General features: G+C 74.2%; 6 protein-coding genes. 4 read left to right on the forward strand and 2 right to left on the reverse strand.

Annotation, left to right across the window (positions count from 1 at the left end):
- Window positions 1-180 precede the first annotated feature (180 nt).
- The 4 genes from AB0D32_RS07360 to AB0D32_RS07375 all read left to right on the forward strand — a co-directional run bounded on the left by AB0D32_RS07360 (window position 181) and on the right by AB0D32_RS07375 (window position 12,829).
- Window positions 181-1,437 carry an MFS transporter gene (locus AB0D32_RS07360; protein ID WP_357086063.1) on the forward strand — a complete coding sequence of 419 codons (1,257 nt, stop codon included), beginning with the start codon at window positions 181-183 and terminating at the stop codon, window positions 1,435-1,437.
- Complete coding sequence (locus AB0D32_RS07365; RefSeq protein ID WP_357086065.1) at window positions 1,434-11,051, forward strand: amino acid adenylation domain-containing protein; 9,618 nt, start codon at window positions 1,434-1,436, stop codon at window positions 11,049-11,051. The genes AB0D32_RS07360 and AB0D32_RS07365 overlap by 4 nt, the downstream gene beginning before the upstream one ends.
- A gap of 20 nt (window positions 11,052-11,071) precedes the next feature.
- A complete protein-coding gene (locus tag AB0D32_RS07370) occupies window positions 11,072-12,103 on the forward strand; it encodes an MBL fold metallo-hydrolase (RefSeq protein ID WP_357086067.1) in 1,032 nt (343 codons plus the stop codon).
- 93 nt (window positions 12,104-12,196) lie between these two features.
- Complete coding sequence (locus AB0D32_RS07375) at window positions 12,197-12,829, forward strand: hypothetical protein (RefSeq protein ID WP_357086069.1); 633 nt, start codon at window positions 12,197-12,199, stop codon at window positions 12,827-12,829.
- A gap of 56 nt (window positions 12,830-12,885) precedes the next feature.
- On the opposite strand, the gene AB0D32_RS07380 is transcribed toward AB0D32_RS07375, so the two are convergent.
- Both AB0D32_RS07380 and AB0D32_RS07385 read right to left on the reverse strand, forming a co-directional pair.
- Window positions 12,886-13,383, reverse strand: coding sequence for a DUF2231 domain-containing protein (locus tag AB0D32_RS07380; RefSeq protein ID WP_357086071.1), 498 nt, complete (start codon window positions 13,381-13,383; stop codon window positions 12,886-12,888).
- Between the two features lie 208 nt (window positions 13,384-13,591).
- Window positions 13,592-14,761, reverse strand: coding sequence for an endonuclease (locus AB0D32_RS07385; protein WP_357086073.1), 1,170 nt, complete (start codon window positions 14,759-14,761; stop codon window positions 13,592-13,594).
- Between the last annotated feature and the right edge of the window lie 129 nt (window positions 14,762-14,890).

The raw sequence follows: 14,890 nt of genomic DNA on the forward strand, positions 1-14,890 counted from the left end.
GCCGCCGGGGCGTACGGATCATAAGGCCGGATCGTCGCGAGGACGGCGGGTGACCGGTGGAGTGGTGCACCGGGACCGGTCCCCGCCCCGGCGCCCTGTTCGAGATATTGAAATACGTAGACGTGTGGTGGCATGATCGGCGGTCCAACGCACGATCAGGACCGGGGCGGATCTCGACAGGTGCGATCAACGGGGGATTCTTCGGTACGTCCGCTCCGGCTCGTCATCGCCGCGCACGCCGTGTCCACGTACGGCAGCTTCCTGAACATGGTGGCGCTGGGGCTGTTCACGCTGGAGATCACGGGCTCCGCCGCGTACACCGGGATCTTCATGGCGGTCCGCCTGTGCGCCGGCTTCGTGATGGGGCCGGTCGCCGGCATGCTGGTCGCCCGGTACGCGCGGGCCAGGCTCATGGTCGGCAGCGACCTGCTGGCGGCCGGCGTGCTGGTGCTGCTGGTCGCGATGCCCTCCGCCGCGCAGCCGACGGTGCTCCCTGTGCTGGCCGTCGTCCTCGGCGGAGGCCAGGCACTGTGGGGAGTCGCGCTGCGCAGCGGGTTGCCCGAGCTGGTCGGCTCGGACGGCCTGGCCCGGGCCAACGCGAACCTGGTGGCAGCCCGCTCGGTGGCCATGCTGCTGGGTTTCGGCAGCGCGGGCGTTCTCGTGACCCTGCTCGGCTACCACACCGTGTTCCTGCTCGACGCGACCTCGTACGCCCTGTCCGCACTGCTGCTGTCCGCGGTTGGCGCCTGGCGCGGGGTGACCCGTCCCGCCGGCCGTCCCGCCGGGGGCTCCCCCCGCGCAGCCGGGCTCCGTCGCCTCCTGCCCGCGGTCGCCCCGGTGGTCCTGGCCATGATCGCGGTGCGGTCCGTCGACGCGTTCGGGTCCGCCTCGCACAACGTGGGGCTCCCGGTGTACGCGAACCTGGCCTGGCCCGACGCCCCCGCCGCGTTCGCCGCCCTGTTCACCACACCCTGGGCGCTCGGCAGTCTCGCCGCCGGCCGGTGGTACGCCCGGCGGGCTGCCGGGACCTCCCGCCCGGGATCGCCGGCGGCCTTCGGCGTCGCCACCTGCGCGATGTCGCTGCTGTTCGTGCTCGCCTTCACCGGGCCCCCGATCTGGCTGGTGGTCGCCCTGGCGCTGGCCGCCGGCACGGCGGACGGCTACGCCGAGATCAGCTACACCACCCGGTTGCAGGCCGTCGAGTCGTCCCGTCTGCCGCAGCTCATCGGCCTGGCCAGCGCGGCGCAGAGTGCCGGCTTCGGCATCGGCATGATCGTCAGCGCCTTCGCGCTCGAACGCCTGGCGCCCCTCGCGGTGGTCGCGGTGGCGCACGGCCTGGCGCTCGCCGCCGCCGTCGCCTTCCTCGTCTCCCACGCCCGATCGTCGGCGCGCCGCCCGTACCGACAGTCCACGCACGAAGCCGAGGTGACACCGTGAAGCCCGGACCGTCCGTCGAACGCCCCGCCGCCGTCAGCTACGGCGGGGACCTGCCCGGCACCGCCGACCATCCCCGCACCCTGGACGAGGCGCTGGTGCGGGCGGCCCGGAACTTTCCGCGCGGGGGCGTCCGGATCGTGGATCCCGACGGGCGCGAGGAGTTCATCGACCACGTGCAACTGCTCGCCAGGGCGCGCGCGGTGCTGCCCGGTCTGCGGGCGTGCGGCCTACGGCGGGGGTCCCACGTCATCCTACGGATCACCTCCGGCGAGCAGTACTGGCCGACGTTCTGGGGCTGCGTGCTCGGCGGGATCGTGCCGCTCACCGTCGGCGCGCCGACGGGGTACGACGCGGACAACCTGACCGTCACCGCCCTTGTGCACGCCTGGCGGGTGCTGGGGGAACCCGTGGTCCTGGCCGGGCCGGAGGACCTCGACGTGCTGGCCCGGCTGGCGCTGCGGGACCAGGTGGTCGCGGTGCCGGATCTGACCACGACGGGCGGTCCCGACCGTCCCGGTCCCGGCGCCGACCCGGGAGCGGTGGACGTCCCGGCGGTCACCGATCCGGAGGCGGTGGCGCTGCTACAGCTCTCCTCGGGCAGCACCGGGCGGCCGAAGGTGATCCCGTTGACGCACCGGGGGCTCTCGGAGTACGCCGTCGGCGCCCGGACGATGCTCGACGTCGGTCCGGCGGACGTCCTGCTCAACTGGCTGCCGCTGGACCACTCCGCCGGCCTGCTCCTCTACCACCTGGGCGGCGTCTTCCTCGGCGCCACGTCCATCCACGTCGCCACCGAGCGGGTGCTCGACGATCCGCTGCGGTGGTTGGAACTGATGCGGCGGCACCGGGTCACGCACAGCTGGGCACCGAACTTCGGCCTGCGGCTCGTGGTCGACGCGGTCGCCCGCGCCCCCGGGCGACCGTGGGACCTCGGTGGGGTACGGCGCGTGCTCACCGGTGGGGAACAGTGCCTGGCGGAGACCATCGAGGCGTTCGTCGCCGCCACCGGCGTGCCGACGGAGGCGATGACGCCGGCCTGGGGCATGTCGGAGACCTGCACCGCGATCACCTTCGTCTCCTTCGCCGAGCCCGGCGCCCGCCTCCGGGTCCGTACGGCGAGCCTCGGCGGCGACCTGGAGTGCGCCGGGGACGACGACCCCGACGACATCACCGAGTTCGTCTCCGTCGGGCTGCCCGCCCCCGGGACCACCCTGCGGATCCTGGACACCGCCGGCGCGGTGCTTCCCGAGGGCCGCGTCGGCCGGCTCCAGGTCTCGTCGGCGCGGGTCACGCCCGGGTACCTCGCCGACCCGGAGGCGACCCGGCTGGCCTTTCCCGACGGCGACGGCTGGCTGGAGACCGGCGACCTCGCCTTCATGCGGGACGGTCGGATCACCATCACCGGCCGGGCGAAGGAAATGATCATCATCAACGGGAACAACCTCCCCTGTCACGAGGTCGAGCAGGTGGCAGGGGAGGTCGACGGGGTGCGGCGCGGCCTGGTGGCCGCCGTGGGCGTACCGGAGCCCCGCACCGGCACCGAGTCGCTGGCGATCTTCTACGTGCCCGACGACGACGCCGACGTGACCCGGGCGGGGGTGGCCGGGGCGGTGGGCGCGGCGGTGGCCCGACGCTGGCAGGTCGTGCCCGGGCAGGTGCTGCCGGTGGCCGCGGAGCAGTTTCCACGTACCTCCGGGGGGAAGATCCGGCGCGCGGAACTGGTCCGGCGGCTCCTGGACGACCGGACGCGCGTCGGGCGGCGGGCGGCCACCACGCCGGCCGGGCCGCGGGCGGCCATCGCGTCGGCGCCACCGGCCGGACCGGGCAGGGCGGAGGTCCGCGCGCTGCTGACGGGCATCCTCAGCGACCTGGCCGGCGGTCCGGTCGACCCGGCGCGTCCGTTCTACGAACTCGGCATCGGCTCGGTCGAGATCGTCCGTCTCCGGACCCGCCTGGAGCGGGCACTGGACCGTCGGGTCCCGCAACCGGTGATCTTCGCCCACCCGACGATCGACGCGCTCAGCGCACACCTCGCCGCCCCGGCGGCCACACCGGCAGCGGAGCCCACCGGCGGACCGGTACGGGACCGGCGGATCGCGGTCATCGGCATGGCGGTCCGGTTTCCCGGGGCGCGCACGGTCGACGAGTACTGGGCGAACCTGACCGCCGGAGTGGAGAGCGTCCGCACCTTCACGCCGGACGAACTCGTCGCGGCGGGAACCCCGCGGGACACCGTCGACGCCCCCGACTTCGTGGCGGCCAGCGGGGTCCTCGACGGCGACATCGCCGGCTTCGACGCGGGCTTCTTCTCGATCAGCCCCCGAGAGGCGGAGCTGCTCGACCCGCAGCACCGGCTGTTCCTGGAGACCTGTCACCACGCGCTGGAGGACGCCGGGCATCCGGGCGACGACCAGGGCCTGCGGACCGGCCTGTACGCGGGCAGCGGCATGAACCTCTACCCGCAGCACACCTACCTTCGCCAGCTCCAGCACCGGGCCGGATCCGCCGATCCGGCCGACTCCATCGGCGTGGCGCTCGGCAACCAACCGGACTTCCTGGCGACCCGGGTGGCGTACCGGCTGGGGCTGACGGGGCCGGCGATAAACGTGCAGAACGCCTGCTCGACCTCGCTCGTGGCGGTGCACCTGGCGGTGCGGGCGCTGCTCGACGGCGAGGCCGACCAGGCTGTCGCCGGTGCCGTTGCCGTGCACGTGCCGCAGGTGACGGGCTACCGGCACGCCCCGGGCTCGATCCTGTCGGCGAGCGGTCGATGCCGCCCCTTCGACGCAGACGCCGACGGAACGGTCGGCGGCAGCGGCGTCGCCGCCGTGGTGCTGAAGCCGCTCGACCGGGCCCTCGCCGACGGGGACCGCGTCCACGCGGTGATCATCGGCTCGGCCGTCAACAACGACGGCGCCGGCAAGGTGGGCTTCACCGCACCGGGGGTGGCCGGCCAGGTCGACGTCGCCCGGCGGGCGCTGGCCACCGCACGGATCCCGGCGGAGTCGGTCGGGTACGTCGAGGCGCACGGCACGGGCACGGCCCTGGGCGACCCGGTGGAGCACCACGCCCTCGCCGAGGCGTACGCCGGCGGTCGAGCGTTCCTCGGTTCGGTGAAGGCGAACATCGGTCACCTGGACAGCTGCGCGGGCATGGCCGGCCTGATCAAGACGATCCTGACCGTGCGTTCCGGTCGGGTCGCCCCACAGATCAACTTCGTCCGGCCGAATCCGGCGATCGACCTCGCCGACGGTCCCTTCACGGTGGCCACCCGCGGCACGGACTGGCCGGCGGATCTGCGGCCACGCCGGGCGGCGGTCAGCGCGCTGGGGGTGGGCGGCACGAACGCCCACGTCATCGTCGAGGAACCGCCCCAGGCGGCCCGACGTCGACCGGACGAGCTGCCGGCCCACCCCGCGCCGGGACTGCTGCCCCTGTCGGCGGCCGACCCGGCGGCGCTGGTGGAGTTGGCTGCCCGCCATCGCGACCTGCTCCGGAAGGATCCCGGGCTGCCGCTGTCCGACCTGGTCACGAGCGCCGGGCGGCGCAGACGTCACCTCCGGCACCGCCTGGTCGCGCTCGGCACCTCCGCCGCCGCACTGGCCGACGGTCTCGACCGGTACGTGGCGACGGGCGCGGCGGCCGAGGTGCTGTCCGGCCGGGCGGAGCCCGAGGGCGTCACCCCGGTCGCGCTGGCGTTCCCCGGGCAGGGCGAACGTCGTTGCGTCATCCTCGATCTCGCCGATCGGTTCCCGGTCGCGCGGGACGTGCTGGACGAGGGGGCCGACGCGTACCGCCGGGCGACCGGTGGCGACCTCGTCGCCCGGCTGCGGGAGCGTCCCGGCGGCACGGGGCACCCGACCGACGTGGCCCAGCCGGCGCTGGTGGTCACCGCGGTGGCGTTCGCCGAGCTGTGGGCGTCGTGGGGGCTCACCCCGGACATCGTCCTCGGGCACAGCGTGGGGGAGTACGCCGCCCTGGTCGTGGCCGGTGCGCTGTCCCTGACCGACGCGGTCGGGCTGGCTGCCCGCCGGGGCATCCTCATGCGGGACGCACTGCCTCCGGGCGCGATGCTCGCGGTGCTGGCCGACGAGGGGACGGTCGGTGACCTGCTGCGTGGCTCGGCGGTGGAGATCGCCGCCCGCAACGGCGCGGAGAACCACGTGCTCTCCGGCTCTCCCGAGGCCGTGGCGGCGGTCGCCCGGGCAGCCGACCGGCGCGGCGTGGCGACCCGCCCGCTCCCGGTCGACCGGGCGTTCCACTCGACGGGGACGGACGCGATCCTCGACCGGCTCGGCCAGGCGATCGGGGAGGTGGAGTTCGTACCCACCCGCCTGCCCCTGATCAGCACCCTGGACGGCCGGGTACGCCCGCCCGGCTGGCTGCCGGACGCCGATCACCTGCGCCGGCAGGCGCGCGAACCGGTCGCCTGGGCCGCCGCCGTGGCCACCCTCGCCGAGCAGGGCGTTCGATCGGTCGTCGAGGCGGGCGCGGACGGGGCGCTGACCGGCATCGCCCACGCCACGGGATCCGAGCTGCGGTGGGTGTCGTCCCAGCGTCGTGACAGCCACCCCGTCGACGGGCTGTGGCGGGCCGTTGCCGAGCTGCACGTGGCGGGGTTCCCGGTCGACTGGGCCGCGCTCACCGCCGACTGCGGCGGACGGTCGATTCCACTACCGGCCTATCCGTTCCAGCGCCGGCGATTCTGGGTCTCCGCGCCCGACGTGGCCGGCACCGACGACACGCCCGCCGCGTCCGGGGCGGTCGGGTCGCCGGTGGCCGCCGGGCCGCAGCCGCCCCGGTCGCCAGGCCGGACCGACACGGGGGCCGACTCCGTGCTGGCGCGCATCCGGGCCCTCACCGCCGAGCGGCTCGGACTGGACGTGGGCGACGTCGAGCCGGATCGGACCTTCCTCGACCTCGGCGCCGATTCGCTGCTCCTGATCGCCATGGCCCGGGAACTCGACCACGCGTTCGGGGTACGGGTGCCGGTCCGGGACCTGTTCGTCACCGTCGACACCCCCCGCCGGCTCGCCGAGGCGGTGACCCGCGGCGCCCCGGCCGGGACGCTCCCGCCGGCTGCCCCGCCCGCCGACCTCGTCGCGATCGTGCACCGCCAGCTGGACCTGATGCGCGAACAGCTCACCCTCCTCGGCGGTGGCGGCACCGGCACCAGTGGCGGCACCGACACCGAGCCGCGGCGGACCACGCCCCGCCGACCGGCCGCCACCACCGCACCGCCGGCCGTCGAGACCGCGCCGCTGACGCCCGGCCAACGGCGGTTGTGGCTGGTCGAGCAGGCGTACCCGGGCACCCCCGCCTACACGGAGGGGGTGGCCGTGCGGCTGCGCGGTGCGCTCGACCCGAGGGCACTACGCGGGGCGTTGCAGGACGTCGTCGACCGGCACGCGCCGCTGCGGACGACCTACCGCGAAATCGACGGGGAACCGTGCCAGGTCGTCCGGCCCACGACAGTCGTGCAGCTTCCGGTACGGGAACACTCCGGTGCCGACGAGGCCGCCGTGGTGCGGGCGGTGATCTCCCGGGAGAGCACGCGGGTGTACGACCTCGTCGAGGGACCGGTCTTCGCCTTCGAGCTGCTGCGCTTCTCCCCGGCACACCACGTGCTGGTGATGTCGTTCCACCACCTGGCCACCGACGGCGGCTCGTACACCGTCCTGACCCGCGAGGTCGGCGCGTGCTACCGGGCCCGGTCGGCCGGTACGAGGGCCGTGCTGCCCCCGCTGCCGGTCTCCTACCCGGAACTGGCCCGGTCACGCGCCCGGGCGGGCCGGGACGGCGTGGACGACGACCTGCGGTACTGGCTCGACCTGCTCGACCCGCTGCCACCGCCCCTCGCCCTGCCCTCGGACCGCCCACGGCCGGCCACCGTGTCGGCGGCCGGCGAGAGCCTCCTCACGGAGCTCCCGGTGGAACTGACCGAACGGATCCGCCAGCTCAGTCGGGCCGCGCAGGTCACCCCGTTCACCACCCTGCTCAGCGCGATCGGGGTGGCGTTGTTCCGGTTCAGCGGCCAACCGGACCTGGTGGTCGGCACCGGCATGAACGGCCGCGACGAGGATTCCGCGGGCCTGATCGGGTTCTTCGTCGACACCGTGCCGCTGCGTATGGACCTCACCGGTGATCCGACCTTCCGGGAGCTGCTCACCCGGATCCAGCAGCGCTCGGCGGACGGGTACGACCACGCGGGTGTGCCCTTCGACGACCTCGTCCGCGCGCTCGCCCCTGACCGGGAGGCCGGCCGGCACCCGCTCTTCGACGTGGTCGTGGAGTACGAGCGTGGCAGTCCGGCGTTCCTGTTCGACCTGCCGGGAGTCACCGCCGAGCTGATCCCGGTGGGCCTGGACAAGGCGCCCGTCGACATGGTCGTCCACCTGTCGCACCACGACGCCGTGCACTGCCATGTCGAGTACCGGACCGACGTGCTCGACCGGGCGACGGTGCGCCGGTTCCTGGACTACGTCGAACGGCTGCTCGACCGGGCGACCCGGGAACCCGACGAGTCGTTGTCCCGCCTGGCGGCGCACCTGGACGACCCCGCCGGTCGCCTGCGCGGGCCGCGGACGCCCGACGGCGACGACCGGCTGCACGAGCTGTTCCTGCGGCAGGCGGCCCGCACCCCGGACGCCGTCGCCGTGGTGTGCGGGACGACCCGGTGGACGTACCGTGAGCTGCGCGAGCGGGCCGACCTGCTCGCCCGCCGGATCAGCGCGGCGGGCGTCGTGCCCGACGACCTCGTCGCGGTGCTCGTGCCACGCCGGCCGGAGCTGATCGCCGCTCAACTCGCCGTACTGATCGCCGGCGCGGGCTTTCTCCCCCTCGATCCAGGGCTGCCCGCCGCCCGGGTGGCCACCCTGTTCGCCGACAGCGGCGCCCGGCTGCTGGTCACCACGAGGGACGTGGAACCACCGACGGACGCGGTCTGCCTGCGGGTCGAGGATCCCGGTGACCCGGACCTGCCGGCGCCGAGTCGGGTACCAGCAGCGGAGCAGGTGGCCTGGTGCGTCCACACGTCCGGCTCGACCGGCCGGCCGAAGGGCGTCCTGGTGCCGCACCGGGCGGCCGTGGACACCGTCAACTGGCACGTGCGGGCCCTCGCCCTCACCGAAGCCGACACCGTCGGCCACGCGCTCGGACTCGGCTTCGACGCGAACCTCGCCGAGATCCATCCGGCGCTCGCCGCCGGCGCCACCGTGCATCTCGTACCGGAGGAGGTGCGGGCCGACCCCGCGGCCCTCGTCGAGGAGTGGTCCCACGGCGGCGTCACGGTGGCCTTCCTGCCGGCGCCGCTCGCCGAACTGGTCTTCGCCCTCCCGATGCCCGCCCGTGCCCCACGTGCCCTCGTCGTGGGCGGCAGCCAGCTCCGGCGTCGCCCGCCCGTAGGGTTCCCGGCAGAGGTGATCAACGCCTACGGTCCGACCGAGTGCAGCATCGTCACCACGGCGGGCCCGGTGCGGGCGGACGTCGCAGGGCCCATCGACATCGGGACCCCCGTCGACAACCGTCGGCTGCACCTGCTGGACGACACCGGCGTGCCGGTGCCACGGGGGGCGGTCGGGGAGCTGTACGTCGGTGGGGCCGGCGTGGCCCGGGGCTATCTCGACCGGCCTGCGGCGACCGCCGCCGCCTTCCTGCCCGATCCCTGTCTGCCCGGGGCACGGGTCTACCGCACGGGAGACCTGGTCCGGGAACGTGGCGACGGGACCCTCGAGTTCGTCGGTCGCGTGGACGACCAGGTCAAGATCGCCGGACAGCGGACGGAGCCCGGCGAGTCCGCCGCGGAGCTGGCGCTGCTGCCCGGGGTACGCCAGGCCACCGTCGTCGCCCGGCACGACCGGGGCCACGAGCCGTACCTCGTCGCGTACGTCGTGGTGCACGACGACGGCGGACCGGCGGCGAGCCACACCGAGCGGCTGGCCACCACGCTGGCCGAGCGCCTTCCCGCACACCTCGTGCCCCGGGCCTGGGTGCTGCTGGACGCGCTGCCCACCACGGACAACGGCAAGGTGGACCGGACCCGGCTGCCGCTGCCCGAGGCGACCGGCGTCGACGACCGGCCCCGCACCGCGATGGAGCGACTCGTCCACGACGCCTGGTGCGCCGAGATCGGGGTCGCCCGGCTGCCCGTGGACGTCCCCTTCTTCGCCGCGGGCGGTCACTCCCTGGCAGCCGTACGGTTGGCCAACCGCCTGGCGGACCTGCTGGACGTGCCGGTCGGCGTGGACCGGGTGCTGCGCAGCCCGGGCATCCGGGCGATGGCACGGGACCTGGCCGTGGACGGCGGGACCGAGGTCCTGGACCGGGCACCGGCGACCCACCAGCAGGAGATGATGTGGCACCGTCAGCGGCAGGCCCCCAACCCGCCGGCCGTGCACATGGCGGTACGGGTGACCCTCGCCGGTCGCCTCGACGTGGCGGCTCTGGAACGGGCGGTCGACGGTCTGGTCGCGCGGCACGAGTCGTTACGCACCCGCCTGGTGGAACGTGACGGCGAGCTGCTCCAGGAGGTGCTTGCGGCCAGGCCGGGGACGCTGCCCGTGCTCGACCTCGCCGCCGGCGAGGTCGAGCAGTGGTGCGTGCGGACCGGCCGCGAGCCCCTCCCGGACGGCCTCGGACGCTGGTTGCGGGCCCGGCTGGCGCGGCTGGGCGACGACTCGTGGGTGCTGATGCTCGTCGTGCACCACCTGTGCGGTGACGGCTGGTCGATGCTCCAACTGCTCGACGAACTGGGCAGGGGCTACGCCGCCGAAATCGGTCAGGGTACGGCCCCCGCCGCGCCCACGGCACGCTACGTCGACCATGCGCGCCGGCAACGGGCGGCTGTCGTCTCGCCGGCCGTCCTGCGGTACTGGCGGGACCAGCTCGCCGGATCACCCCGCGCGGTGTCGCTCCCGACCGACCGGCCCCGGCCGGCCCAGCTGTCCGGTCGGGGCAGCGAGTTCACCTTCGACGTCCCGGGTGAGCTGACCGGCCGCCTGGCCGGCCTCGCCGAGCGCTGCGGCACGACCCTGTTCCCTGTCCTGGCCAGCGGGTACGCGCTGCTCGTCCGCGAACTCACCGGCACCCGAGACATCGTGCTCGCCTGCCCGTACGCCCACCGCGACAACCGCGAGGGCGAGTCGGTCGTGGGCCTGTTCACCAGCCCGCTGCTGCTGCGGCCCCCGCTGGACCGCGCGGCGTCCTTCCCGGAGCTGGTGGCCGGCATGGACCAGGCGTTCCTCGACGCGATCCGGCACCAGCCGGCACCCCTCGCCGAGGTGTACGCGGCCCTCGACCCGGACTGGCGGCTCGGCCAGCCGCCACCGGTGGCCACGACGCTGTTCGGCTGGAATCCCGGCATGCCGGACGTGCGGCTGCCGGGGATCGTGGCGCACGCCACCGACCAGGGGCTGGCCTGCGCGCGTCGTGACCACACCACGGTCGTCACCCCGCACGACGGTGGCCTGCGGGGTGTCGTGGAGTACTCCACGGACCTGTTCGACCGGGCGACGGTGGCGGCCTGGTGCGACCGCTTCGTCGCCATCCTCGCCGCGGCCGCCGACGAGGGCACGCGGGCGAGCCAGGACGGGCCACCGCCGGCGGAGCGAACCTGAACCGGAACTATGGTCGGGCCATGACCACGGAAAACGGCAACCGCGACGACTGGACCAGGCCTGGAACGTACGAGGTCGCCCCCGGCGTCCATCGCGTGCCGCTGCCGCTGCCCAACGACGGCCTGCGCGCGGTGAACGTGTACGTCCTGCGCGACGACGACGGCCTCGTGCTCGTCGACTCCGGCTGGGCGGTCGCCGAGGCGAGGACCGCGCTCGACGCGGCGCTCAAGGAACTGGACTGCTCGCTGGGGGACGTGCGCCGGTTCCTCGTGACGCACGTCCACCGCGACCACTACACGCAGGCCGTGCACCTGCGCCGCGAGTACGGCATGCGGGTGAGCCTCGGCGCCGGCGAACGCGAGAGCCTGGTGATGTCCATGGCACCGCACCAGAATCCGCTCGCCGAGCAGCTCGGCCACCTGCGTCTGCTGGGCGCCGGCGAGCTGGCCGACACGCTGGCGGGGCTGACCGGTGCGCAACTGAGCACCGAGGACTGGGAACTGCCGGACGACTGGTTCCACGACGGTCAGCAGATCAGGCACGGCGACCGCACCCTGCACGTCGTCGAGACGCCGGGCCACACGCGCGGCCACGTCGTCTTCCACGACACCGCCTCGCACCTGCTGTTCGCCGGCGACCACGTGCTGCCCACCATCACGCCCTCGATCGGGTTCGAGGCCGTGCTCTCCGCGAACCCGCTCGCTGCCTTCCTGGGGTCGCTCGCGGTGGTCCGGCAGCGGCCGGACGCGCTGCTGCTCCCCGCGCACGGGCCGGTGACCCCGAGCGTGCACGCGCGGGTCGACGAACTCGTCGCGCACCACGGCGCGCGGCTCGACGAGACGGAGGCCGCCGTCGCCCGTGGGGCCGGGTCGGCGTACGAGGTCGCCGGACAGTTGCGCTGGACCCGGCGAAAGCACCGGCTGGCCGACCTCGACCTGTTCAACGCGATGCTCGCCGTCACCGAGACCGCAGCGCACCTGGATCTCCTGGTCGCGCAGGGCCGCCTCACCTGGGCCGACGTCGACGGGCTGCGCTGCTACGCCACCGCGTGACCCGGGGGCAGCGACGGCCCACCCGGTTGCCGGGCGCGCGTGCCGTGGCGGTCGGTCGACGCGGCGCACGGCCGTGCCCCTACGATGCGGCGTATGGCACTGCTGCACCGGGCGGAGATGCACCCCACGAAGTTCGCTCTCCTGGCGGCGTGGCTGCCCGGCCGACCGTGGTACGAGGGGCCGGCCGACCCCGACGTCGCGCGCGTGGCGGCGTACCGCTTCGACGACCCGGCCGGCGCCGTCGGCGTCGAGACGCTGCTCCTCAGGGCCGGCGACGGGCCGATCCACCAGGTCCCGCTCACGTACCGTGGCGCACCCCTGGACGGCGGCGACGACTTCCTCGTCGGCACCACCGAACACTCCGTGCTCGGTCTCCGCTGGGTCTACGACGCCTGCGGCGACCCCGTCTACGCCGCCACGCTGGCGGCGGCCGTGCTCGCCGACGCCGGGCAGGCGGAGGAGTTCTTCGAGGTCGACGGCCGGCGGGAGCACCGCGATCCGACGATGGCCATCGCCGGCAGCGGCACCCGGGGCGCCGAGGTCCCGGCGCTCGGGGCCGTACGCCGCGTGGTGGAGGGCGATCTCACCCTCATCGTCACGGATTCCGTGGAGCTGGCCGTCGTCCGCCGCCCCGACGGCGGCACCGCGTCGGACGGCGTGGTGCTGACCGGCACGTGGAGCGGCCAGCCGAGCCCGCTGCCGCTGGCGTACGCCCGCCTGCGCTGAGCGCCGCCGCGCCGGCCGCCCGACCGCCGCGCCGGGGCACGCACCAGGTGGACCGGTCAGGCGCGGGCGCGGCCCGTGGAACGACGGGACAGGGAGCTCGGCGCGTTGACGCCGGCACCGTCGCTGACACCGATGCCCAGCCGCTCGACCAGTTCGCCGCCGAGCCAGGCCGTCATCCCGGACAGGACGATGCCCACGAAGCTGCAGGCCAGGGCCAGGGCGTTCGGCTCCCAGTTCGTCGCGGACGCCCGTACCAGCCAGCTCACCGCGAACAGCAGCACGACGACGACGTTGCCGATGCCGTGGATCGCGCCGACCCGCTTGGCGCGGGTGCCGGGCGGGATGGCCCGCCAGTCGGTGAAGCCGAAGACCGCGGCGAGGAGGCCGCCGATGACGCCGGCGCCGATGGTGTACGCGGCGGAGATCTGGAATCCGGCGCGGTCCGTGATCAGGTACAGGATGTCGAAGATCACCGCCGTGGCGAGCAGCCCCAGCGGGAAAACGATCATCATGGGATGGATTCCGTGGCCCAACGCCTTGGCCCGACTCTCCACCGCGAACCTCCCTGCCCGACGGATTCCGACCGCGCGGGATACCCCCTCGGGGCGCCGGTACACCTACCGCCACCGGATGCCTCCGCCGGGCGGTCCCGGCTCTGGAGCGGCGTGTGCGGCGGGGGCCACGGCAGGTGGCAGTGGACCGCCTGCCCGGCCGGCCGGTCCTCCCGACGGAGGACCGGCCGCGACACACCGGTGTGGCGGGTCAGCCCCAGATAGCGGTCGCCCACTCCGGGTGGTCGACGAACGGGTTCCGGTTGCCCTGCCAGCGCTCGTAGATCCGCTGGTTGCGGCGCTTCTCGAACGTGTCCGGCGGGTCGGCCTGGTTCCACTGCAACAGCACCGACATCTTGCCGTGGTACGGCGCGGAGCCGTTGTTGACCGACTGGTTCAGCTCCAGGTTGGGCCAGCCGTCGGTGCCCTCGTACCGGATCGCCATGTACATGATCATCCGGGCCACGTCGCCCTTGACCGCGTTGCGCGGCTCCCACGAGTCGGCGTCGGTGTAGCAGCCCGGCGCCTCGGCGACGGGGCTGCCGCCGTTGTCGAAGTCCTTGTTGCCACGCGTCGAGTTGACCGAGACGTCGGTCGGCCGCAGGTGGTGCACGTCGGTGCCCGGGCCGGTGGCGGTGCCGAAGTCGCCGTGCGACTTGGCCCAGACGTGCTCGCGGTTCCAGTCGTTGACGCCGCCGCCGTTGCTCGTCTTGCTCTGGGAGCGCCCGGTGTAGAGCAGGATGACGTTGTTGCTGTTGGCCGGGTCCTGGTCGGTGTCCCGCAGCGCCTCCCACACCTGGTCGTAGGAGAGCTTCGTCTGCACCTTGATGATCGCGTGCAGCGAACTGCGCAGCGCCGGGCCGGACTTGCCGATCGCGTTGGCGTAGTAGGTGGAGTCGTACCCGCCGCCGGGCGCGGTGGGGGTCGGCGTCGGTGTCGGTGACTGGCTGGGCGTCGGTGTCGCTGACTGGCTCGGCGACGGCGTGGTGCCGCCGAGGGTCATCGCCGTCGGGTTCTTCAGGCCGCCGTGGCTGAAGTAGGCGGTCAACGTGCCGGTGGTGGTGATCCGCTGGCCCCGCAGGCCCGGGTTGGCGAGCAGCCCGAAGGCGCTCCGGTAGGCGGCGGTGACCTGGACGTAGAGCATCCGGCTCGTGCCGGTCTCGGCCGCCGTGTCGGCGATCGCGATCGCGGTGTCCGAGGTGAAGCCGGACCTGAGCACCGTCGTGTTGCTGGTGGGCTGGCCGATGACGTAGCCGGTCACGGTGGCCGTCCGACCGTCCTGCGCGGCGAGCGCCTGGGCCACGGTCAGGGTGGTGGCGGCAGACGCCGCCGCCGTCACCGCAACGGGCGTCACCAACACGACGGCCAGCGCGAACGCCATCGCCAGCCTTCTGGGCCCCGAGCGGGTACTACTCCTCGTATTCATGGACAGCGATGCTAGCGGTGTGGGCGTGAACGCCGGGAGATCGGGAGCACAACTTTCGGCGAGCCGGCCCTGCCCGCCCGGCCG

The sequence above is a fragment of the Micromonospora sp. NPDC048170 genome (assembly GCF_040652795.1).
GTDB lineage: Bacteria > Actinomycetota > Actinomycetes > Mycobacteriales > Micromonosporaceae > Micromonospora.